23 protein-coding genes are annotated in these 20,450 nt (G+C 64.7%); 13 read left to right on the top strand and 10 right to left on the bottom strand.

The annotated features are described in order from the left end of the window. Positions 1-11: 11 nt before the first annotated feature. The 4 genes from KF941_RS17525 to KF941_RS17510 are packed head-to-tail and all read right to left on the bottom strand — an operon-like array spanning position 12 to position 3,451. Positions 12-947: a LysR family transcriptional regulator gene (locus KF941_RS17525; RefSeq protein ID WP_214274061.1), complete on the bottom strand. Its 936-nt coding sequence runs from the start codon at positions 945-947 to the stop codon at positions 12-14. Between the two features lie 32 nt (positions 948-979). Continuing rightward, a complete protein-coding gene (locus KF941_RS17520) occupies positions 980-2,134 on the bottom strand; it encodes a M20 aminoacylase family protein (RefSeq protein ID WP_214274060.1) in 1,155 nt (384 codons plus the stop codon). Beyond that, a complete protein-coding gene (locus KF941_RS17515) occupies positions 2,134-2,631 on the bottom strand; it encodes a hypothetical protein (protein WP_214274059.1) in 498 nt (165 codons plus the stop codon). Before KF941_RS17515 ends, KF941_RS17520 begins: the two co-directional genes overlap by 1 nt. A gap of 4 nt (positions 2,632-2,635) precedes the next feature. Continuing rightward, on the bottom strand, positions 2,636-3,451 hold the full coding sequence (locus KF941_RS17510; RefSeq protein WP_036752587.1) for a DUF3100 domain-containing protein: 816 nt from the start codon (positions 3,449-3,451) through the stop codon (positions 2,636-2,638). A gap of 357 nt (positions 3,452-3,808) precedes the next feature. Between KF941_RS17510 and KF941_RS17505 the strand changes: the two genes are divergently transcribed. Next, a complete protein-coding gene (locus KF941_RS17505; protein ID WP_214274058.1) occupies positions 3,809-5,035 on the top strand; it encodes an outer membrane protein transport protein in 1,227 nt (408 codons plus the stop codon). A 99-nt stretch (positions 5,036-5,134) separates the two neighbouring features. Here KF941_RS17505 and KF941_RS17500 read toward each other — a convergent pair whose 3' ends face one another. After that, positions 5,135-5,818, bottom strand: coding sequence for a hypothetical protein (locus KF941_RS17500; RefSeq protein WP_214274057.1), 684 nt, complete (start codon positions 5,816-5,818; stop codon positions 5,135-5,137). A gap of 186 nt (positions 5,819-6,004) precedes the next feature. Between KF941_RS17500 and KF941_RS17495 the strand changes: the two genes are divergently transcribed. The 12 genes from KF941_RS17495 (at position 6,005) to KF941_RS17440 (ending at position 16,380) form a co-directional block, all read left to right on the top strand. Beyond that, the gene (locus KF941_RS17495; protein ID WP_157034065.1) at positions 6,005-6,145 is read left to right on the top strand and encodes a hypothetical protein; all 141 of its coding nucleotides are present in this window, start codon (positions 6,005-6,007) and stop codon (positions 6,143-6,145) included. Between the two features lie 260 nt (positions 6,146-6,405). Then, positions 6,406-7,701, top strand: coding sequence for an integrase arm-type DNA-binding domain-containing protein (locus tag KF941_RS17490; RefSeq protein WP_214274056.1), 1,296 nt, complete (start codon positions 6,406-6,408; stop codon positions 7,699-7,701). Continuing rightward, positions 7,701-8,432, top strand: a complete 732-nt coding sequence (locus KF941_RS17485; RefSeq protein WP_214274055.1) for a hypothetical protein — start codon at positions 7,701-7,703, stop codon at positions 8,430-8,432. The genes KF941_RS17490 and KF941_RS17485 overlap by 1 nt, the downstream gene beginning before the upstream one ends. A 50-nt stretch (positions 8,433-8,482) precedes the next feature. Further along, positions 8,483-8,677 carry an AlpA family phage regulatory protein gene (locus tag KF941_RS17480; RefSeq protein ID WP_214274054.1) on the top strand — a complete coding sequence of 65 codons (195 nt, stop codon included), beginning with the start codon at positions 8,483-8,485 and terminating at the stop codon, positions 8,675-8,677. 109 nt (positions 8,678-8,786) lie between these two features. Beyond that, complete coding sequence (locus tag KF941_RS17475; RefSeq protein WP_074991228.1) at positions 8,787-9,092, top strand: hypothetical protein; 306 nt, start codon at positions 8,787-8,789, stop codon at positions 9,090-9,092. Further along, positions 9,089-9,304 (top strand): transcriptional coactivator p15/PC4 family protein, encoded by a 216-nt coding sequence (locus KF941_RS17470; RefSeq protein ID WP_214274053.1) that lies wholly within the window; start codon positions 9,089-9,091, stop codon positions 9,302-9,304. The genes KF941_RS17475 and KF941_RS17470 overlap by 4 nt, the downstream gene beginning before the upstream one ends. A gap of 90 nt (positions 9,305-9,394) precedes the next feature. After that, positions 9,395-10,276, top strand: coding sequence for a toprim domain-containing protein (locus KF941_RS17465; RefSeq protein ID WP_346429008.1), 882 nt, complete (start codon positions 9,395-9,397; stop codon positions 10,274-10,276). Further along, complete coding sequence (locus KF941_RS17460; RefSeq protein WP_214274051.1) at positions 10,273-11,784, top strand: YfjI family protein; 1,512 nt, start codon at positions 10,273-10,275, stop codon at positions 11,782-11,784. The genes KF941_RS17465 and KF941_RS17460 overlap by 4 nt, the downstream gene beginning before the upstream one ends. A gap of 280 nt (positions 11,785-12,064) precedes the next feature. Next, entirely contained in the window at positions 12,065-12,226 is a 162-nt protein-coding gene (locus tag KF941_RS17455; protein WP_214274050.1) for a hypothetical protein, read from the top strand. Beyond that, positions 12,223-13,191, top strand: coding sequence for a helix-turn-helix domain-containing protein (locus tag KF941_RS17450; protein ID WP_214274049.1), 969 nt, complete (start codon positions 12,223-12,225; stop codon positions 13,189-13,191). The genes KF941_RS17455 and KF941_RS17450 overlap by 4 nt, the downstream gene beginning before the upstream one ends. After that, complete coding sequence (locus KF941_RS17445; RefSeq protein WP_214274048.1) at positions 13,188-13,622, top strand: hypothetical protein; 435 nt, start codon at positions 13,188-13,190, stop codon at positions 13,620-13,622. Before KF941_RS17450 ends, KF941_RS17445 begins: the two co-directional genes overlap by 4 nt. A 490-nt stretch (positions 13,623-14,112) precedes the next feature. After that, a complete protein-coding gene (locus tag KF941_RS17440; RefSeq protein ID WP_214274047.1) occupies positions 14,113-16,380 on the top strand; it encodes a hypothetical protein in 2,268 nt (755 codons plus the stop codon). Between the two features lie 7 nt (positions 16,381-16,387). Here KF941_RS17440 and KF941_RS28070 read toward each other — a convergent pair whose 3' ends face one another. From KF941_RS28070 to KF941_RS17420, 5 genes are all read right to left on the bottom strand, one after another. Further along, positions 16,388-16,807, bottom strand: coding sequence for a hypothetical protein (locus tag KF941_RS28070; protein WP_240540471.1), 420 nt, complete (start codon positions 16,805-16,807; stop codon positions 16,388-16,390). Positions 16,808-17,639: 832 nt separating this feature from the next. Continuing rightward, the gene (locus KF941_RS17430) at positions 17,640-18,368 is read right to left on the bottom strand and encodes a DUF3800 domain-containing protein (protein ID WP_271179329.1); all 729 of its coding nucleotides are present in this window, start codon (positions 18,366-18,368) and stop codon (positions 17,640-17,642) included. A 2-nt stretch (positions 18,369-18,370) separates the two neighbouring features. Next, positions 18,371-18,565 (bottom strand): hypothetical protein, encoded by a 195-nt coding sequence (locus KF941_RS28065; RefSeq protein ID WP_240540470.1) that lies wholly within the window; start codon positions 18,563-18,565, stop codon positions 18,371-18,373. Between the two features lie 855 nt (positions 18,566-19,420). Then, complete coding sequence (locus KF941_RS17425; protein WP_147307291.1) at positions 19,421-19,813, bottom strand: DUF5615 family PIN-like protein; 393 nt, start codon at positions 19,811-19,813, stop codon at positions 19,421-19,423. Continuing rightward, positions 19,810-20,433 (bottom strand): DUF433 domain-containing protein, encoded by a 624-nt coding sequence (locus tag KF941_RS17420; protein ID WP_214274044.1) that lies wholly within the window; start codon positions 20,431-20,433, stop codon positions 19,810-19,812. The genes KF941_RS17425 and KF941_RS17420 overlap by 4 nt, the downstream gene beginning before the upstream one ends. Between the last annotated feature and the right edge of the window lie 17 nt (positions 20,434-20,450).

Below are 20,450 nucleotides of genomic sequence, written 5' to 3'. Positions count from 1 at the left end.
TAGCGGTCGGATCACGAACGAGGTGTTGCCCTCTGCGCAACATCGGCAAAGCTGGCCATGCTGCGTTCCAGATGTCCGGCCAGTTGCGCCACCGAGGCCGGCAGCCGCCGCCGCGCCCGCACCATCAGATGCGCCGTCGCCCCCAGAAGCGCCAGGTCGGCCAGTTCGCGCACCACCGCCGCGCCCTCGGCCAGGTCCATGGCGACCGAGGCGCGGGGCAGGAAGGCAAGCCCCAGCCCCGCGGTCACGAAGCGGCGCAGCGCGTCGATCGAGGTGGTCATCAGCTGCGGCGCCAGCGCAAGCCCGCTGTCCGAGGCGACCCGCGCCAGCAGGTCGGTGGTGCCGTGCCCCCTGGGCAGCAGCGCCAGGGGAAAGGCCAGGCAATCGGCCAGCCGGACCTGCGGCAGGCCGGCCAGCGCATGGCCGGGCGGCATCACCACGCAAAGCGGGTGGCTGGCCGAAACGATGCTGCGCACCGATCCCGTCACCGGCGGGTTGTAGGCGATGCCGATGTCGCTTTCGCCATTGGCCAGCGCCGCGACCACCGTGTCCGTCGAGCCGATCAGCAGCTCATAGCGCACATGCGGGCTGTGCGACACGAATCCGGCCAGGCCGTTTCGGATGAAATCCGCCAGGAATCCCTCGCCGCAATGGATGCGGATGTTGCGCTGCTGGATGCCGCGCAGGTCGGCCAGCTGTTCCTGAAGGAAGCCCGCCTCCTCGACGACATGGCGGGCATGTTCCAGCACCAGGTTCCCGGCATCGGTCAGGCGCACGCCTTTCGAGCTGCGCTCGAACAGCGTGACGCCCAGCTGCGCCTCGAGGTCGGCGATCTGGCGCGACACGACCGAGGGCGCCAGCCCAAGCTGGTCGCTGGCGGCGCGGATCGAGCCATAGCGATGCACGGCCAGATAGATGCGGATGTCGCGGCGGTCGAGGGTCATCATCGCCTCACGATGATGACCGTCCGTCTCGCGAGTCAAGGCGCGCGCAGCTCTGCCAGCGCCAGGTCCAGCCAGAAGCCGACGGCAGGCGGGATCAGCGCATCGTTGAAATCGAAGCGCGGCGAATGCAGGCCCGGATTGTCGCCGGTCTCGCGGGCGGACCCCATCCAGAAATAGCAGCCCGGCACCTGGTTCAGCATGAAGGCGAAATCCTCGGCCGCCATGCTGGGCGGGGCATCGACGACCGAAAGCCCGCCCGCCGCCGCGACCTTCCGCACCAGGGCGGCGTTCTCGGGCGTGTTGAGGGTCGAGGGATAGCGCCGTTCATAGTCGATCCCGGCCGTGCAGCCGAAACCCTCGGCCACCGATGCGGCCAGCTTGCGCAGCCGCGCCTCGATCAGGTCGCCGACGGCCGGATCGAACCAGCGGGTGGTGCCGCGGATGACGGCCGTCTCGGGCAGCACGTTCCAGGCGTCGCCGCCATGGATCTGCGTCACCGACAGGACCGCGCTGTCCAGCGGGCTGACGTTGCGCGCCGCGATGGATTGCAGCGCCGTCACCAGATGCGCGGCGGCCAGCAGCGTATCCGCCCCCTCATGCGGCATGGCGCCATGCGCGCCCTGGCCCAGAAGGCGGATCTCGAAGGTGCCGAAGGCCGCCATCATCTCGCGGTCGCGCGCCACCAGCGTGCCGAGCGGCAGGCCGGGCCAGTTGTGCAGCGCATAGACCGCATCGACCGGGCAGTCGCGGAACAGCCCGTCCTCGACCATGGCCCGCCCGCCGCCCTCGTTCTCCTCGGCCGGCTGGAAGATGAAGCGGAGCGTGCCCTCGAACGGCATGCCGGCCAGCAGGCGGGCGGCGGCCAGAGCCACCGCCGTATGGCCGTCATGGCCGCAGGCATGCGCCCGGCCGGGATTGCCCGAGGCCCATTCGACGCCGCTGGCCTCGGCGATCGGCAGGGCGTCGATGTCGGCGCGGATGCCGATGGCGCGATTGCCGCTGCCTTTCGCCAGGCTGCCGACCACCCCGGTCCGGCCGATGCCGCGCCGGACCTCATAGCCGAATTCCGCCAGCTTCGCCGCGATGAAACCGGCGGTCTCATGCTCCTGGAACCCCAGCTCGGGGTTGCGATGCAGCTGCCTGCGCCATGCGACCGCATCGGCCACCACCTCTGCCGGCAGCTCGCGCATCAGAAGAGCCTCAGCGTCAGGTCGGCGATCACCACCGAGCCCATATAGGTGCCCAGCATGACGCAGATGGCGACGATGACGATCTTCCAGCCCGAGCTTCTGGCGATGGCGAATTCCTTGGCCGACAGCGCCAGCCCGCCATAGGCCAGGGCGGGCGTGGCCAGCGACAGGAAGTTGATCTTGTCGGCCTGCCGCACCACCCAGTCCGAACCGGGAACGCCGGGGATCGTGGCGACGATGGCGATCAGCGACACCCAGGCGACGGCCGGCAGGTAGAAGGGCACGAAGCGGGCCAGCATCAGCCCGACGACCGAGCAGAGATACAGGAAGGCCATCCCCGGCAGCGCCTCGAACGCGCCGGTGCCGGTCGAGACATGGTTCGCAATCGTGCCGATGACGCAGGCGATCAGCAGCAGGATCGCGGTTTCGCCGATGCGAATCCGGCGCTCGTCCAGTTCCTCGTTGCCCAGGGGCAGGTTTTCAGCGGTCTTGCTCATGATCTCATCCCTGGTTGTAAAGCTCGGGCCGGGCCTTGCGGAACAGCCATTCGGTCAAGGGCAGGGCGACGAACATGCCGACATAAAGCCCGGTGGCATAGGTCAGCACGTTCGAGGCGCCCGCCAGGCCCAGGATCAGATCCTTCTGCTCGGGGATGACATTGACCAGCGCGCCGGTGCAGGCCGCCAGCATGGACCCCGAGCCGACGCCGCAGGACATGGCCAGCGCCCGGACGTCGAAGACGCCAAGCGCATGGATCAGGGGCGGCATGATGGCAAAGACGAAGGTGCCGATCAGCGTGCCGGTGGCATAGACGCCCATGACGCCCGCGCCCTCGGGGCTGTCGAGGCCGTATTTCTCGGCGATCAGGGCCAGGTTCGGCTCGCGGTCGATGGAATAGACCGCGCCGATGGTCTCGCGCCCCATGCGCAGCAGGAAGACGGCGACCGGGAAGGCGATGACGATGGTGCCGAGGTTGCCGATCTCTTGCAGGACCAGGGCGGGGCCGGCGTCGATGATGGCCTGGATCTGGGGGCCGACCGTCGTGCCGAACTTGGCGACGAAGGGGGTGATGGCGATGGTGATCATGCCGCCCGCGAACTTCTGCACGCCGGGGGTCAGCAGCCGTCCGGTCGCGCGCGTGATGTTCGGGTTCAGCACGATGCCCATGGCGAAGGCATAAAGCATCGGCAGCAGGATGATGGCGGCGATGCCGATGGGCAGCCTCAGCACGCCGATCGCCTCGGCGATGCAGACGATGACAAGCACGGTCGCGTGCAGCGCCCAGGTTCCGGGGCTGAAGGCAGGGGTGTCCCGCATGGGATTTCCTCTCTGTTGTGGCGGTTTTTCGACGGACTATGAAATCTTGGTGCGGGATCGACCAGTCCGGGAACTGGAACATCGCGTTGCCCGGACAGCAACGAAAGCCCCCTGGCCGGGACGGGCCAGCGCCGGCGGGCCTTGCCGTCTTGCGCCCTGCGCGGCCTTGGTGCGCGCCCTTCGCGACATTCGCTTGACGCATGGCAATATCTTTACATACGAATGTATGCATCTTCTGTCGTTCCCGAAGGGAGAGCGGGGGCCGCAGGGGCAAGCGGGGCGGGGAGGCCCCGGATCAGGGAGGAACGAATGAACGGAACAGAACCAGGCCGCCTTGCGGCACTGGCCGGAGGCGCGATGCTGACGGCAATCCTTGGCGCAACTGCGGCCGAGGCCACGAACGGCTATTTCGCCAATGGCTATGGCGGCACCTCGAAGGGGATGGCCGGGGCGGGGGTCGCGATACCCACCAGCATTCTGGGCCTGGCCCAGAACCCCGCCACGGGCACCGCGTTGCCGACCCAGGCGGGGATTTGCCTGACCGGCTTTGGGCCCGAGCGCGGCTTCAGCATCGCCCCCGGCGGGCCGCTGGCGCCCGGCAGCCAGACCAGCGGCAACAGCCTTTTCTGGATCCCCTGCGGCGGGTTCAACTACAAGCTGGACGAGCAGAGTTCGGTCGCCGTCTTCATGTTCGGCAATGGCGGCATGAACGTGGAATACGGCGCCAACCCCTTTGCCGCCCTTGACCCGTCTGCGTCCACCGATCCGCTGGGGATCAATCTGGAGCAGGCCTTCATCAGCCTGAACTATTCCCGCAAGCTGACGCCGCGGCTCTCGGTGGGCCTGGGGCCGGTGCTTGCGGTGCAGCGGTTCAGCGCAACGGGGCTGGGGGCCTTTGCCGGCATGTCCGCCGCGCCCGGCGCCGTGACCCATGGCGGCGACGATTGGTCGACCGGCCTGGGGGTGTCGCTGGGCGTGCTTTACCAGGTGGACAGCCAATGGACCCTGGGCGCGTCCTGGCGCAGCCGCATCGACATGCAGCCTTTCGAGGATTATGCGGGCCTTTTCGCCGATGGCGGCGAATTCGACATCCCGGCGATGGCGACGCTGGGCGTCGCCTTCCGCCCGGCCGACCGCCCCGGCCTGACGCTGACCGCCGAATATCAGCGCATCTTCTATGGCTCGGTCCCTTCGCTGGCCAATAGCGGGGCGATGCTGGCCGCGCCCCTTGGCAGCGCCGGCGGCCCCGGTTTCGGCTGGAAGGACATGGACGTCGTCCGCGTCTCCGCCGCCCAAAGGGTGAACGACAGGCTGACGCTTCGCGGCGGCATCAGCCATGCCTCGAGCTTCATCGATCAGGGCGACGAGGTGCTGCTGAACATCATGGCCCCGGCGACGCCGCGCTGGCATGCCTCGATCGGGTATAGCTACAGGCTGGGCGAGCGGGCCACGCTGACCGGCAGCTACACCCATGCCTTCCGCGAATCGAAGTCCGGCGCCAACCGGACGCCGGGCCTGGGCCAGCAGACCACCCTGTTCATGGAGCAGGACGAGGTCTCCATGGGCATCAGCTGGGATTTCTAGCCGCCTTGGGGGGCGCCCCTGCCGGGGGCGCCCCTTGCCTGGTCCGCTTCGGAAAAACCCCATGGCGGCCGCATCGCGCGCGGCGGCGCCGATCCCCTCTCAGGGCTCGGCCGCCTGCATCATTTCGTTGAACACCTGGTATTCATCCGCAAAATGCCGCCGCAGCCGGTCGAGTTCGTCCGCCCCGTAGTGTTTCAGGATGTCCCTGGCCGGGACCGGGTTGACATGCGCATGCCCCAGCTCCACCGGGCCGCCAAGAAGCTTTTGCGCAAAGCTCTCCAGGCTCGCCAGGGTTCCGACGGAACCGAGCCATTTCGATGCGGTGGCGGTGTTCGGGATGTGAAAGCGATAGCCGCGCCGGATATGGGCGATCGACCGGGTGGCGAAGTCGACGGCGGACATTTCGTATTCCCCGCCCGACAATATGGCGTCGAGATAGGCGCGCGCGTCGCGGAAATGCAGGAAGGCGGTGGCTTCCTCGACGGTCCAGGGGCTCTGGTAGGTCGGGCGCCCCTGCCGCAGGCGCGACATGAACCCGCTGACGATGCGCTCCAACGGGTCGCGCAGCACGAAGGATATCCTGATTCCGGGAAACGCCGCCCTGATCCTGGGGACGGTCCAGTCGTGATGAAAGATCAGCGGGACGCGGAACGGCTCGGCCGCAGCCACCCTTTCGGCGGCCGCCCGGAAGGTCGTCCCGCCGGTCTTGCCGATGTGCAGATAGGCCCTCGTGCGGTCGCGCCCTTCGGAAATCTGCCTGAGGATGAGGGGGTCGTCGGTCATGGCGTCCTGGAAAATCCTGCTTCGGGACCATTAATGCATCAGGTCCGGCGCTGCCAGTGCGGGCAAGATCTTGCGCATCCGCCCAGGCGGTTTGGGCAGGAACGGGCCGTGCGATTTGCCCGCGGCTGCCGCCGGCGGGGTCGGCGCGCTAAACTTGCCGGCATGGGAGCGACGCTTTTTCTGTCCATGACCGCGCTTGCCGCGTTCCTTGTCGGCCTCGACCGCAGGGGAGCCGCGCGTCTGCTGGCCTTTGGGTTCGGCGGCATGGCTGCGGCGGTGGCGCTTTGGGTGATGGCGGCGCTGATCGCGGTCTACCGGCCCTTCTGACCTTGCCCAGGCATCGCTGGCTCGGGGTGGCCGACCGGGAAATCCGTCCGGCGGGCGTATTCGCCCGAATCTGAAATTACCAAGCAATATCAAAGGGAAGTGGCGGAGAGGGTGCCCGCCATTAGTCAGGGCATCTCGGTAGCAATCGGAAGCTCATAAGCCAAGGATTCCTAGGAAATATCTGCCGCCCTAGTAGTATGTGGTTGCATTTGGTAGCGGACGGCAGCAACAATGATGGCGGGTATGATGGAGGGCTTTGAGTGCCGCGTCTCGCCAAAGAGCTTTCGCCGCTTGAGGTGAAAAGATTGCAGCACCCCGGCAAAGGGGGCAATGCCACGTTCGCGGTCGGCGGCGTCTCTGGGCTGCTGTTGCAGATCACGCCCGCAGGTGGCCGCACATGGCTGCTTAGGGCGATGGTCGGCGCCAGGCGCCGGGAAATCGGGCTGGGCGGCTTCCCGGAGGTGTCCCTTGCAATGGCCCGAGAGCGCGCGCGCGAGGCAAAGGAAAAGATTCGAAACGGCATTGATCCGGTCGAAGAAAGGAAAGCGGCGAAGGCAGCCCTTGTGGCTGCGCAGCTTCGGGGCCTGACGTTTGCGGATGCCGTCGACCAGTATCTTGCCGCGAAACTGGACGCCTTCAAGAACGAGAAGCACAAGCAGCAATGGGGCAATACGCTCAAGAGCTACGCCATTCCCGGCCTGGGGGCGCTGTTGGTTCAGGATATCACCGTGCAGGACGTGCTGCGCGTGTTGCAGCCGATCTGGTCGACCAAAACTGAAACGGCATCGCGCCTGCGCGGGCGAATCGAGGCGGTTCTTTCATGGGCGACGGTGGCCGGGCACCGTGTGGGCGACAATCCGGCGCGTTGGGCCGGCAATCTGAAAGAGTTGCTGCCTGCGCCCTCCAAGGTCGCGAAGGAGGGAAATCACCCTGCGGTGCAGATCGCGGATGCTCCCCGCTGGTTCGCTGCACTTCGGAAGCGGGAAGGCATGGGAAGCCGCGCGCTCGAATTTGCCGCTCTGACCGCGGCCCGGTCGCAGGAGGTGCGGGGCGCGCGCTGGGAGGAAATCGACTTGGCGGCGGCGATGTGGATCATCCCGGCCGAACGCATGAAGATGGATCGAGAGCATCGGGTGCCGCTGACCAAGGACGCCGTGGATCTGCTCAAGGCGCTCCCCAGGTTCGCGGATAACCCGCTGGTGTTTCCGGCTCCCCGTGGCGGGGAAATGTCCGACATGACGCTGAGCGCCACCATGAAGCGGTTGCATGCTGCTGATCTGGCCGAGGACGGCCCCGGTTTCATCGACAGGGCCAGTAAGCGCCCTGCGGTGCCCCATGGCCTGCGCTCGACCTTCCGGGACTGGATTGCAGAGGAAACCCATTTCCCCGGCGATATGGCCGAGGTCGCGCTTGCCCATAAGGTCGGGAACGCGGTCGAGGCGTCGTATCGGCGCGGAGACATGGTTGAGAAGCGCCGCGCGATGATGGCGGCTTGGGCGGGTTTCCTGACCGGCAATGACCGGGCCGGGGCTAAAGTTGTGAGGTTAGACCGCTGATGGCGAAAGGGAAGAAGCCCCCAAACCAATTCCTTCTATCGGATATAGACCCGCTATCCTTCCTTGAAGTTATCGAAGCATATGCAGCCGGTGCAACAGTCGAACCCGACTCCCCCTTTCAACAAATGACCGCCATGTCCTTTGCGCGGGTTGCCGAGGGGGCTGTATATCAGCATCGCGCGAATTTGCCGAATGGTCGCGTCGGCGAATATACCCTTCGCGCACAAAAGCTGATGGAAAATGCCCTTGCCGAAGCGTGTTTTTCGGGAGGCGTTCACTGGACGCTTGCCCATGTGAAGAGCGTTTCCGCCAACGAGGCGGAAAGCGTGCGAGCAAACCTTGATCTGCACGACGAAGAAGTGAGGCGTAACGCTGCCCGGCAATGCGCCCTCATCCTCAAAGAAATCGCTGAGGCTGCGCGCCGCAAGGGCGTGAAGGGACGCCCGCCCGCTGCGTCGGGTGATGATAAGTTGGCGCTGTGGGACTCCATGCTTTTGCGGGATGCCGTTGCGTTAGTTGCACCGGGCAAGGAAGGCGACCGGGACGCCATATCCGAACAAATCCCTACCGTCGCCCGGACCTATCTGCGGTTAGGCCAATTGCCTTGGCGCGGAGAAACACTGCAAGATTGCGTTGATATTCACTCCGACCGGGTGCGCCGCCGCTTGGACGGGCTGCCCAAGACGACGAAGGACTTCCGAGGTTTCTCGATTAAACGCCGGGAGCAATAAGCGATAAGCGCCATCAGACTGCTCCCAATCGCTACAGATTGGAGAGCATCATGGCCGATACCTACCTTGCAGCTACTCAGATTGCCGCCCGCTACGGGGTTCACCCGAAAACGCCTTGGCGCTGGGCACGAACCGATCCGACCTTTCCGAAACCCGTCACGCTGACGCCCGGATGCACCCGCTGGAAGCTCTCTGAGCTTGAAGGCTGGGAGCGGCGCCGGGCTGAAATTGCGGGCGCCGCATAACGAAACCGCCACCCTCGGGCAGTAGGGCGGCGGCGCATTCGTGTGGCGGTAGGGTAATACCGCCAATATAGCGCCCAGCGCCCTTGCCCGCAAGAGATGAGGCAAGGCTATGTCCTTCAAAGAGCAATGGCCCGCACGGGCATTCACCATTCGCGACGGGGAAGCAGATCCCCGCGTGGTCGTCGTCAAGGGCCGGGACCGCTGGGCCTTGGAGAACCTGATGCAAGCCGGGCCGAGAGGTTGCACGCCCATCGACCATCCCGGCCCGCGCTGGTCGGCCTATGTGTTCAAGCTGAAAAAGGCTGGCATCTGCATCGAGACGATCCACGAAAGCCATGAGGGGCCGTTCCCCGGCCATCATGCGCGCTATGTCCTGCGGTCCAGCGTGACCCCCGGCCGGGAGGCTGCGGCATGACGGACCTGGGCATTGTGCAGAAGAACGCCCGTGAGGAAATCCGCTTCACGGCGGAAACCTTCAAGGGCCACGATATCGTCAATATCCGGGTCTGGTATCGCGACGATGCGGGGGAGATGCGCCCCGGCAAGCAGGGACTGGCCTTTCGGCTCGACCTGCTGCCGGCCGTCCTGGAGGCGCTGGGCAAGGCCAGGAAAGGCGGTGCGGCATGATGGCGCTTCGCATTTCCCGCCTCTGCATCCGCTACGGCATCAGCCACGACCGCGCAGCGATGCTGGCTGCCCTGATCTGGGGGGTTGACCGTGACTGACGCCCGCACCCTGACGCAATCGCTGGGCGGCAAGTGGTATGGCCGCTATGGCCTAGCCTGCTGCCCGGCCCATGGCGACCGCAAGCCCTCGCTTTCGCTGGCCGACGCCCCGGATGGGCGCCTGCTGCTGAACTGCAAGACCGGCTGCGCCTTCACCGACATTCTGGATGCCCTGCGCTCGCGGGGCATGCTGTCGCGGGATTACCGCCCCGAGCCGCTGAGCCCGGCGGAGATGGCCCGCCGCAAGGCCGAGGACGAGGCCGCTGCGGCGATGGCTGAAAAGCGCGCGCTGGCCTGCTGGCGCGAGGCGCAACCGATCAGTGGCACCATCGCGGAAACCTACCTGCGGGGCCGGGGCATCACCTGCGCCTTGCCGGATAGCCTGCGCTTCCATCCCGATTGCTGGCATCCCGGCGCCCAGCGCGCGCCGGCCATGGTGGCCCGGATCGACGGGCTTCCCCGGCTGGCGGTGCATCGCACCTATCTGCGCCCCGATGGCAGCGGCAAGGCCGATCTGGACCCGCCCAAGGCCATGCTGGGCGCGGCGCTCGGTGGCGCCGTGCGGCTGACCGTCGCGCAAGGGCCGCTGGTGGTGGCCGAGGGCATCGAGACGGCGCTGAGCCTCGCCTGCGGCCTGCTCGGGCGGCCTGCGACGATCTGGGCGGCGCTGTCCTGTGCCGGCATTGCCGGTCTGCGCCTGCCTTCCCGACCGGGGCGGCTGACCATCGCCAGCGACGGCGACAGGCCGGGCCATGATGCCGCGCACAAGCTGGCCGAGCGCGCCAGCGCCCTGGGCTGGTCCGTCAGCCTTTTGCCAGCCCCCGAGGGACGGGACTGGAACGATATCCTGAATCAGAAAGGGGCCGCCGCATGAACGCGATGCCCGAACAGTTGCATCCCGCCGCCATGCCCTTCTCGGAAGAATGGCCCGATGCGGATCTGCGCTTGCTTCAAGCTGAAATCCCCGAACCGCCCCCCCTGCCTTTGGATCAGGTTTTTTCGGTGCGTTGGGCAGACTGGATGCGCAAGGCCGCCGAATGCAAGGGGGCGCCGGCCGACTATGTGGTTGCGTCAGTTCTGTCAGTTTGTGGCTCTCTCATTGGGAATACCCGCTGGGCGTCGCCTTGGCAGGGGTGGGCCGAACCGCCCGTTCCGTGGTTCATGGTTATCGGCAATCCCTCCGCGGGCAAAAGCCCCGGCCTTGATGCCGTCCTGATGCCGCTCAAGAAATCCGAACGCCAGATGCGCGAATCCGCGCAGACCGATATCAACGACTGGCGTGCGAAGGCCGAGGTCGCCCGCCTGGCCGAATCCACCTGGAAGGAGGCCGTGAAGGCCGCAATCAAGGCTGGAGAAGATCCGCCTTCGCGCCCGGCATCGGCAAACCCCGGCCCGGAACCCGTGATGCCCCGCCTGGCTGTTTCTGATGCCACGGTCGAGAAGCTGGCGGTCATCATGTCGGGCCAGCCGCGTGGCACCCTGCTGGCTCGCGATGAACTGGCCGGATGGTTGCAGGGCATGAGCCGCTATTCCGGTGGTGGTTCTGATCGTCCGTTCTGGCTGGAAGCCTATGGCGGCCGCGCCTATTCGGTCGAGCGCATGGGCCGCGATCCGGTTTATATCGACAGGCTCACGCTGGGCGTGCTGGGCGGTATCCAGCCCGACCGGCTGCGCAGCCTGCTGATCAAATCCGATGATGACGGCCTGTTGGCCCGTCTGATGCCCGTCTGGCCGCACCCCGCGCCCGTGAAGCGCCCCGAGGTGTTCCATGACGAAACCTTCATCGAGAATGCCATCGCGCGGCTGCTGACGTTGCAGATGCCCGCCGACGAACACGGCGAACGCCGGCCATGGTTCGTGCCGTTCACGAATGATGCGCGCGACCTTCTGGATGGTTTCCGGCAGGCCGTTCGGAGTTGGGAAATCGATACCGAGGGGTTGATGCTTTCCTTTATCGGCAAGTTGCCGGGCGTGGCCGTGCGCCTGGCGCTCGTGCTGGCGCTGATGGAATGGGCATCGGGCGAAGCGCAGGAACCGCAGGAAATCACGGTCAACCACTTCGGACGCGCCGCGCATTTGGTTGAGGCCTATCTGCTGCCGATGGCGAAACGCGCCTATGCAGAGAACGCCGGGAACCCGGCGCAGCGGTCTGCCCGCGCCCTGCTGGCTCTGATCCGTGAAGAAGGCTGGCGGAGCTTCACCGCGCGCGACGTGCGGCGCAAGCAACGAACCCACCTCCAGGACATGGAGAGGATCAACCCTGCCATCAAGGTTCTGGAAACCGCCGACCTGATCCGTAACGTCGAACTGCCGCCGAGCCCAAGGGGCGGTGCGCCGAAGCGGCTTTATTCGGTCAATCCTGCTGTCCGAGGTGAAGCATGACCCGGTGGCTTCAAGCGGCAACTGCAGGTCTTTGCCGAACTGACAGAACTGACAGAACTGACGAAACCCCCGCGGGACAGGCCATTCCGCCCGGGGAAAACGCCAAATCCGAGGTTCCGTCAGTATTGTCAGTCCGTCAGTTCGACGCGGAGCCAGTCCCGGCAGCACATACCGCAGCGCCATGGTCGGGCCACAGCCCTCCGCCTGAGGTGATCAGGACGGGCGTGGCGGATGCCTTCACGGATTGGAAGGCGATGAACGACCCGCAGGATGCGAGGGCATGGGCATGATTCTCGTCACCCTCCGCCCCGGCCCCGTCCTTCACGTCTGGCAGGACGGCCGGCAGGTCGTAGCAATCCCCCTCACGCCCAGCGCAGCCCTTTGCCTCGCGGCCGATCTGCTGCGGGCTGTGCAAGCGCTCAACATCAAGGAATATCCATGAACGCACATGCAACCGCGTCCAAACTGGACATGGACAAGCTGCGCAAGGTCCGGGCGCTGATGGATGGCGGCAAGACCGAGGGCGAGCGACAGGCCGCGAGGCGCAAGGCCGAGGCAATAGCCGCCCGCGCTGGGCTGACCCTGAAAGCCGCGCTGTCCAGATTGGACGCGCAGGTTAAACAAACGGCAGGCAATCCGTTCACGGCCAAGAACCCGTTTCAGGACTTTGGGGACTGGATGGAGGCCAAAGAGCCGGGATGGAAGGCGAAAGAGGCCCGGCGCCGGGCAGCGAAAGAGGCCGCGCGCCTTGCTCGCTGCAAGGAATTGCTGGCCGAGTTTGGCAGCGAGGATGCGGTTTTCGCCCCAACCGATGCCGAGGCTGCCGTGCGCGAGGCGCTGGCCCATCTTGAAGATGAGGGCAACACGCTCTGGGGGTATCGGGACTTCAAGTATTGCGACGGCCCCACCCCGGACATGTGGACGGCCATGCGCAGCGCTGGCGTGGTGCCGGGCACCGTGGCCGAGGCATGGGCGGCATATCAGGCCCATGAGGCGCGATCCGATGCCCGCTGTGCCTTCTGCTGGGATTACACGCCGTGGCAATGGGAAGAAGCGTGGCGTTCCGCGCTGGAATGGCTGCTGGACAATCTGCCCAGTCCGACCGTCGAAGGCATCACCGCGCGGCTGGCGTGGCTGAAACACAGGGCCAATCAAGATATGGCCCCAGATCCAAAGCGGGAAAGGATGCTGGTTGCCGCATTGCAAGCCGACTTCGCGGCCTTCGTCCAATCTGGACATGCTGAATCCCATCCGCCACCCCAGCGCACGGCCCAGCGCCGTGCCGCCGTCCTGGACCTGCTGGCAAAGGCGCCGGGCTTGTCGGATCGGGAAATATCCAGGCGGGCCGGATGCAGCCCCCAGACGGTGGGCAACTGGCGGCGGAAGCTGGAAGGGGCTGTGCAATGAGACGCGCGATACGGGCATATTTCAGGAAGAATGCCGCTGCCCTGGCGGAGCGGTTTGCCGACAAGTCGATTGTCTACGGGAAGGGTGGCGGGCATTTCCGCGCGTCCGATGATGGGGCTGTTCGCATAGTCCGCGCCGCCTTTGAAAAGCACTTCGCGAACATCTCCCGCCCCACGGTGGTCAAGCTGACGATGGAAGATGCCAGATGCTTTCCTGGCTTCCAGGGGCATCCTGACGCCGGTGATGTGGCGTGGCTGGTCGTCGTGTCGGACAGCAGCGGCGAAACAGCCTATGGCGTCGTGCAAGAAGGCTGCCCGACGCTCGACAGGCAGATACGCGAGGGCTTTGCCAAGGCGCGGGCGCAGCAGACTGCCTGCGAGATTCTTCTGGAAATGCGCAGATTGGACAGGCCGACCGCAGGATCGGCCTAGCGTCTCAATGCTGGATAAGCTCGCCCTTATGGGGTAATATAATACCTGCATTCATTGAGGCAGGTAGGATATGCGGGTAGTTCATCAGGGACCAAACGATCAACTGGCGCTGGCGCTGGAACGCGCCTTTGGCATGGCTGAAAGGGCTTCGCCCAATGCCTTGGCGGCCATAGGGACGGGCTCGAATCCGGTGGTTGAGGCGCTGCTTGCGTCTGGATCGCCGCGACCCGTTCCGCGGCCGGCGCAAGGGGTGACGAACGCCCTGATCGCGCCAGGTGTTCGGCCCCAATCGCAGGGGAGTGCTTCTGGTCAGACCCCGGCGCTTCAAGGGCTGTTCAGGGCGAGGTATACCCAACCGCCGCCCAGCGCAGCCGCGCCGAATGGACAGGCGCCTTCGCTGCACAATACGCGCGCGCGTGCGGATCAGCCCTCGGGACGGGCTGCGCAGCCCCAAGCTGCACCGCAAGCCGGCCCGCCCATTGAGGTGGAATTGCCTGACGGCACTATCGTTGAGTTCCCCGCCGGCACGCCCGATTCCGTCATGCGCGATGCGCTACAGCGTGAATATGGGCACGGCCTCACGGCTGGCGCTTCACGAGCCAGCTATTCCGAATTGATGGCGGCCAGTCGCCGCGCCAATGCTTCGGGGGATGCCCAGGCCGCGCGCCGCCTTGGGGAGCTTGCCGTGAAGGCACGGGAGCGGGAGCGGGCCGAGGGAGCGAACGGGGAGCGGTGGAAAGATGCCCCGCTTGCCGATCAGCAGCAGGCCGGACAGTGGACGAAACACGGCGGCCCTGGCGGTGATGCCATGCAGGCCGCGCGGCTTGAGCAGGCCAAGCGCGAACTGGCTTCCAGACAACAAGGGAACGCCCCCGGCGCTGGGCCATGGACCGACTACGGTGGCCCCGGAGGCCAGCAGCAAACCTTCGAGATTCAGGGCCCCGATGGTAAGGTCTACGAAATCCAGGCGCCTGACCAGAAAACGGCGCTGGAAGCATATAAGCGGGTAACGCGCCAAGGTTCGCAGGCGGATCAGTCGGATGATAGCTGGTGGCGGAACGCTCCGCTGGCAGATGCCCCTCCCCAGATCGTCGGCGGGGTGATTATGCCGCCGGCTGTCCCGGCCAGCGGGCAATGGGATGCGCAGCCCGCTCAGATGGGTGCCAAGGACTTCATCCGTCACGGCAGCGATGCGGCGGCGGACATGCTCGCCGCTGGCGCCGCGGGTGTCTCGCGCGGCGTGACCGGTCTTGCGGATCTTCCCGGCATGCTGACGGGGGGCGTCGGCAAGCTGGCATCCTCCGGGCTTGAACGTGCCGGCGTGGTTTCTCCGGGTGTCGCCCAGGGCATGCGCAATGCCTTCGACATGATGCCGGCGGGCAGTGGCGATCTGTTCCGGGGAACGGCCGCCGCCGCGACAGGGGGCGCCAGTGAGTTCCGTGGCAGTACCACCGCCGGGAAATACGCCGGGACCGTGGGCGAGTTTGTTCCGTCCGCCATGGTGATGCCCGGCGCTCCGCTGTCGAATGCCCTGCGATATGGCGTTGTTCCCGGCCTTGCGTCGGAAGCGGCGGGACAACTTGCTGAGGGGCTGCCAGGAGAGCAATTGGCGCGCGCCGCCGCAGGCATGCTGGCTGCCCCGGCCCTCAATGCCGCCGAATATGGAATCAGGCGGGCGATCAGCCCTCATGGCGGCGCAGATCAGGGCCGCCTCGCCCTTGCGCGCGTTCTCGACGATGCAGGTGTTCCTGTCTCTGCCGGCCAGCGTGTCGGCAACGAGGCCCTGCGCCGCAAGGAAGGCATGACCAATGCCGGGCAGGCGCTGAACGATGCCCAGCGCGAGGCGCTGACGCGCGCGGCCCTCAGGACCGCAGGGACGGATGCCGGCCGCGCTACGCCCGAGGTGCTGGCGGATACGGCGAGGCGGATCGGATCGGTATTCGATGATGTGGCGCGCGGCGTGGATGTGACCCCGGATCCTGCCACGCTCAATGCCCTGGCCGCCGCGAATGAAACCTACAAGCAGCTTGCCCCCAAATCATCCCAGGCGCCCATTATCGGGGAGGTCGTCAAGCGCATGACGGGTGCGTTCAGGACGGGCCAGACCATCCCGGCCAGCACGGTCAATTCGTGGCGGTCCAGCCTGTCGAAGCTGACCACCAGCAGCGACGGCGCGACCCGCTCCGCGGCTATCGAGGCGCTGGGCGCACTTGATGATGCCCTTGCATCGACCCTGACCAGCATGGGGCGCACAGATGACGTGGCGCGGCTGGCGACGGCGCGCGAGCAATGGCGCAATTTCCTGGCCATCCAGAAGGCTGCCACCGGAGCCGGCGAAAACGCTGCGGCTGGCATCCTTTCTCCCTCGGCTCTGCGAAGCGCAGTTGTCCAGCAGGGCCGGGCTTCCTACGCTCAGGGGAACCGGGGCGAGCTTGGCAATCTCGCACGGGCTGCGGAGGGTGTTATCAGGCCACTGCCGACCTCCGGCACGGCCGAAAACTTGCGCGCCTTGGGTATCCCGTCTGCCATGTGGTCCGCTGCCGGAGCGACAGGGGGCTATAAACTCGCCGGCCCAATGGGTGGGTTGCTAGGAGCGATGGCCGCAAGCGCCGTGCCTTCCGCAGCAGGAGCCGCGCGAATGTCGCGCCCAGTGCAGAACTGGCTGGTCAATCAGGCGGTTGGACCGGGTGGCGACGTTCTTCCGCGCAACGCCCTCTCGCCGGTCTTGGCGGCGCTCTTGGGGCTGAAAGAGGATTGAGGGCATGTCAATGCAGGAGCCCATCCAGATCTACCATTCCGGCGCCGAGCTTGCCGCCCGGAGGAAGGCCGCTGGGCTCAAGCAGCGTGAGCTTGCCCAGCGCGCTGGCTGCGGTCGTTCCGCTGTCCAATATTGGGAGCGCCGCAGCCGGATCGATCCCACTTCCTGGGCGGTCGCAAGGATGGCGCAGGCCCTGGGTTGGGTTCTCCCGGCTCGCATAATGCACCATAACGCGCACGCGCGGGGAAGGGGTCTTAGGCGCGAAATCGCGGAAGCCGATGCTTTGGCGGCTGCCATGTTCGAGGAATGGAAGGCCCGAGAAGCCCAGCGCGCGGCAACCCGCCGTGTCGTCTGCGGTGCCAAGACCCGGAAGGGAACGCCCTGCCGCTGCAAGTCCGAGCCGGGCAAGCGGCGCTGCAAGTTTCATGGCGGCAAGTCTACCGGGCCGAGGACACCTGAGGGGATCGAGCGCATCAGGGAAGCGCAGCGGCGGCGTTGGAAGGCCGAGGCAGCCCGCGCTCATGCTGATTGCCGCTGCTGATGGCGGCGGGCCGCTGAGCAAGCGCACAGGGCTGGTGCTGCTGGACAAGCGCCGCGCCGGCTGCGGCGATTAAAAAGCCGGACCCGAAGGCCCGGCCGTTTCAACTCGTTCACATGCACTCGTTCACTGCACGCTCAACTACAGCGAGTTTCAGTCGCGGGGAAGTTGCCCCTTTGGACACTTACAGGCGTGTAAGCGCCCATCGGCGGCTCAAATCCTGGGCTCCAGCGCACGAACAAGACCGCCAAGACGGACGGGCTGGAGCAAACCTGCGGGTTTGTTCTGGCGCGCCAGTTGAGGCAACGGAGGCCGACCGGGGTTGATCCGTTCAACCTTGGCCCGTCACGAAGCCCTATCACTGCACTCTGTCACAGAACCCTGTCGGCTATCCAGATGACTTGCCTTATGATGGCAAGGACCGCTACCATCCTTGCCAGCCACAGATCTGTTGTTGCTCGCTTCTTGCCCATGATGTGCTCCTGCTTCGCTGCAGGGCCATCATGGGATGCGATTCGGCGTTGATATATGTTGGCCTTCCCCAGGCCCAGAACGAAGAAGCCCCGCCGGAGCGGGGCGGTGTCGTTACCGCATGTTCAACTGCGTTCCTAGAAGGCCCCCAGAATCGTTGCAATCCATAGTGCCAATCACTATGTTGATGGCAAGGATTGGGCTTTTCCCGGTCGACTAGGGGGCTCCGGCATGTCTGGGGCCTCCTCGTTCATGGGAATGTCTTCCGATTCCTGATTTTCGGGGCGATGATATCGAAAGCCCTGTTGGCTTGCTGAGGGCGCAGCACATTTATCGCTATAGGTCTGGCCGTCAGGTCTGCGAGTTGCAAACCAACTGAGTTCTCTGATTTCTTTGAGAAAATTGGTTGAAAATCAACATCTCCAAAGTTTCGATTGACCCAACCCCAGTCTCGTTCTCCGGCGACAACCCTGCGGAACTCCAGTTCCAGATCCCGATCTTCGGACGGGCCCCTGCACTCGAATACCACGTGCGTTGTCTTGTTGGTCTGCTGAACCTCCCTACAAAACAGCAAGAGCCGCTCAAGGCAGAATTGTAAGGCGAGCCTATATGGGCTCCACGGTCGAGGATACCGCGCCACAAGCCCGTGCTTGTCGATCACCGATGCGATGATCTGGAATGGGGCATCGGCCATGATCTGGGACAGATCAGACATAAAGGCCGCTCTGACGTTTGGATCCGTGCGCAGAAAAGCGAAGTCGCCCTTAGTTTTCCGAATTTCGTGCTCGTGAAGAACGATGGAGTCGTGGCCCCAATACTTGAATTTGAGCCCCTGAACCGCTGGGATGATCTTCTCGCAATAGTCCTTCTTCTTGATTACACAAAATGCCAGCGAGAAGGCCGGGAACTCCGGGTCGATGGAGGTGAGGCTGTGGTCGCCGCTCTCGTCAACAAATACAATGTAATCAGAATATTCCACGACTATGCGCCCCTCACCTTCTCCGCCGCCTCCCTGAACACCTCGGCCACGGCAGGGTGCGCTCGCTCGGCCTGATCCAGCATCGACCGCGCTGCCTCGGCCCGCCCTTCCGGCGTCGTCAGCAGCACCTTTCCCATGTTCACCAGCGTCTCCAGCAGCGCGGCGCGCAGGGCTTCCTCGGCGGTCTGCTCGGCCATCTTGCTCCCCTTCCCTCATTCGCAGTTCTGGATTGGCGGCGCACAGAGTCAAGCGTGATCCAGGGAATCAACCGGAAATCAAATCGCACGGGCTCATAGCACCGGGCTTGATTCCCGGTAAGGGGGGGGGTTAGCTCTCGGGCGATGTGTGGTATCATGATACTAACCCGACTGTGACCCACGGAAAAACGGAGCCATCACCATGCCAGCACCCGACCCTTGGGCCATCAGCATCGAGGAAAGGCCGAACGGCTGGTCTGTCCAATGCGATACCTTCATGTTCTCAGGGCGCACGCAGAGGCTGGCGCGAGCCAAGCGGATCTTGTCGAACCTGCGGAAGAATGGTTGGTGCTGTGCATGGTGCGGCCAACCCGTGCCAGAGTTCCGCAGGGCCGATGCCGTGTTCTGTCGTGAATCATGCCGGAAGCGTGCGGCGCGCTCGCGGAGGGCAGAGAGGTCGCGCGCCGCCAAGCTTGGCTGAGCGGCGCGCAGACGCCGCTAGCTTTCGTCCCCAACTATGGCAATAAGCTTGCGTAATGCGGTCGCATGAATGGCTGTCCTGATGGACAGAAGGCAATAGACCACGACAACCGCCATGAATAGGTCGGAGTAATCGGGGCGAAGCGTCGGAGCAAATACCTCTGCGGCGAAGAATGCGCAGATAAGCGCAGGCGCCGAAAAGTCCCTTTCCCTCCGAGCAGCCCTTAGATCCCGCCTAGCATCGTCCAGAATCTCGCGCTTCGACATTGCTTCCCCTTCCAGCATCACTGTCGTTGAACCTGCCTTTTGTGCATTCGCTTGTGATGGCGTGTCTTGGCGGTATGCGACCCCGACGCCAGAAGAGACGTGCCCGCCTTATCGATTAGTGATGATGCGGCTGTCGCCAATTTCAATGAAGAGCCGTCGCGAGGACTTGTTTTCTGCCCAATTCCACTCTGCTTCTATCAAGGTAAGTGCTTGCCTGACTCGATTAGCGGCTTGCGTTTCCCGACATCGCAGTTGGAGCAAGCTAAGCCGTTTATATTGATTCAGGCTGATTTTATTGCGTTTCGCACTCGTGCGCATGTCTTTGTCGATGGCGACGAGTATGGCATCGTTTGCTATGGCGGCAGATGCTACCAAGTCATCGTTCGAGCCGGTGGCAATGGCCTCATGCAAGAAAATGACTTCATGCCTGGCTTCTTGGAGCATTACCCCCACGCCTCGCGGAACGCCCTCATCCAAGAAAAACCGCAAACGCTCTGTCACGCGGCCTCATCTATGGCGCGCACGGCAGCAATGTCGGCACGGGTCAGACTGGGATATTCAGCAATTATCGCATCGTCATCGTAACCATCTTGGATGAAGGCCAGGATGGATTTCACCATGATACGCGTTCCGGCAATGACCGGCTCGGCGTGAACCACACGCCGCGCCTTGACGATTTGCCCCTCTTGCCCTTGCCCGCGGGAGAACTCTTTCGCGACGGCGCTTTTCATATCGCCCCGAACAACTTCCAGCGGGATGCCAAGAATACCTTGGCCGCTTACCACCTCTTCGCGTGCCGAGGTGTGAGGATTGTCGAACACGACGCGGCGGTTCAGCACATAGAGGGTCACTCCGGCCCAATCTTCATCCGCGATTTCACGCAGCTGTTTGCCGACACTCCGCAGATGCTGCATCGAGACGCCGATATCTCGACGCAACGCACCAATAACACGAAGGTTCAGCAGGTCGCGAAAAGAGTAGATACGGCCTATTGATCGATCATGCCCGATGGAGGGCTTGTAAAAATCCGTCCTATCCCATGCGCGCAGCTGACCTACGGTCACGCCGGTCAGGCGCGCCGTCTGAGCCTCAGTAAACGCTTGAACAACGGATTCTGTCATTTTTTCAAAAGGGCCAA

This window comes from Paracoccus sp. pheM1, from assembly GCF_018499825.1.
GTDB classification, from domain to species: domain Bacteria; phylum Pseudomonadota; class Alphaproteobacteria; order Rhodobacterales; family Rhodobacteraceae; genus Paracoccus; species Paracoccus versutus.
Note: the sequence above shows the minus strand (reverse complement) of the source record. Positions and strands in the feature narration are given on the sequence as shown.

Coding starts and splice junctions, on each gene's coding strand:
- KF941_RS17525 (WP_214274061.1), bottom strand. CDS start 947: ATGATGACCCTCGACCGCCGCGACATCCGCATCTATCTGGCCGTGCAT.
- KF941_RS17520 (WP_214274060.1), bottom strand. CDS start 2,134: ATGCGCGAGCTGCCGGCAGAGGTGGTGGCCGATGCGGTCGCATGGCGC.
- KF941_RS17515 (WP_214274059.1), bottom strand. CDS start 2,631: ATGAGCAAGACCGCTGAAAACCTGCCCCTGGGCAACGAGGAACTGGAC.
- KF941_RS17510 (WP_036752587.1), bottom strand. CDS start 3,451: ATGCGGGACACCCCTGCCTTCAGCCCCGGAACCTGGGCGCTGCACGCG.
- KF941_RS17505 (WP_214274058.1), top strand. CDS start 3,809: ATGCTGACGGCAATCCTTGGCGCAACTGCGGCCGAGGCCACGAACGGC.
- KF941_RS17500 (WP_214274057.1), bottom strand. CDS start 5,818: ATGACCGACGACCCCCTCATCCTCAGGCAGATTTCCGAAGGGCGCGAC.
- KF941_RS17495 (WP_157034065.1), top strand. CDS start 6,005: ATGACCGCGCTTGCCGCGTTCCTTGTCGGCCTCGACCGCAGGGGAGCC.
- KF941_RS17485 (WP_214274055.1), top strand. CDS start 7,701: ATGGCGAAAGGGAAGAAGCCCCCAAACCAATTCCTTCTATCGGATATA.
- KF941_RS17480 (WP_214274054.1), top strand. CDS start 8,483: ATGGCCGATACCTACCTTGCAGCTACTCAGATTGCCGCCCGCTACGGG.
- KF941_RS17475 (WP_074991228.1), top strand. CDS start 8,787: ATGTCCTTCAAAGAGCAATGGCCCGCACGGGCATTCACCATTCGCGAC.
- KF941_RS17470 (WP_214274053.1), top strand. CDS start 9,089: ATGACGGACCTGGGCATTGTGCAGAAGAACGCCCGTGAGGAAATCCGC.
- KF941_RS17460 (WP_214274051.1), top strand. CDS start 10,273: ATGAACGCGATGCCCGAACAGTTGCATCCCGCCGCCATGCCCTTCTCG.
- KF941_RS17455 (WP_214274050.1), top strand. CDS start 12,065: ATGGGCATGATTCTCGTCACCCTCCGCCCCGGCCCCGTCCTTCACGTC.
- KF941_RS17450 (WP_214274049.1), top strand. CDS start 12,223: ATGAACGCACATGCAACCGCGTCCAAACTGGACATGGACAAGCTGCGC.
- KF941_RS17445 (WP_214274048.1), top strand. CDS start 13,188: ATGAGACGCGCGATACGGGCATATTTCAGGAAGAATGCCGCTGCCCTG.
- KF941_RS28070 (WP_240540471.1), bottom strand. CDS start 16,807: ATGAAACTTGCAGCGCCGCTTGCCCGGCTCGGACTTGCAGCGGCAGGG.
- KF941_RS28065 (WP_240540470.1), bottom strand. CDS start 18,565: ATGGCCGAGCAGACCGCCGAGGAAGCCCTGCGCGCCGCGCTGCTGGAG.
- KF941_RS17420 (WP_214274044.1), bottom strand. CDS start 20,433: ATGACAGAATCCGTTGTTCAAGCGTTTACTGAGGCTCAGACGGCGCGC.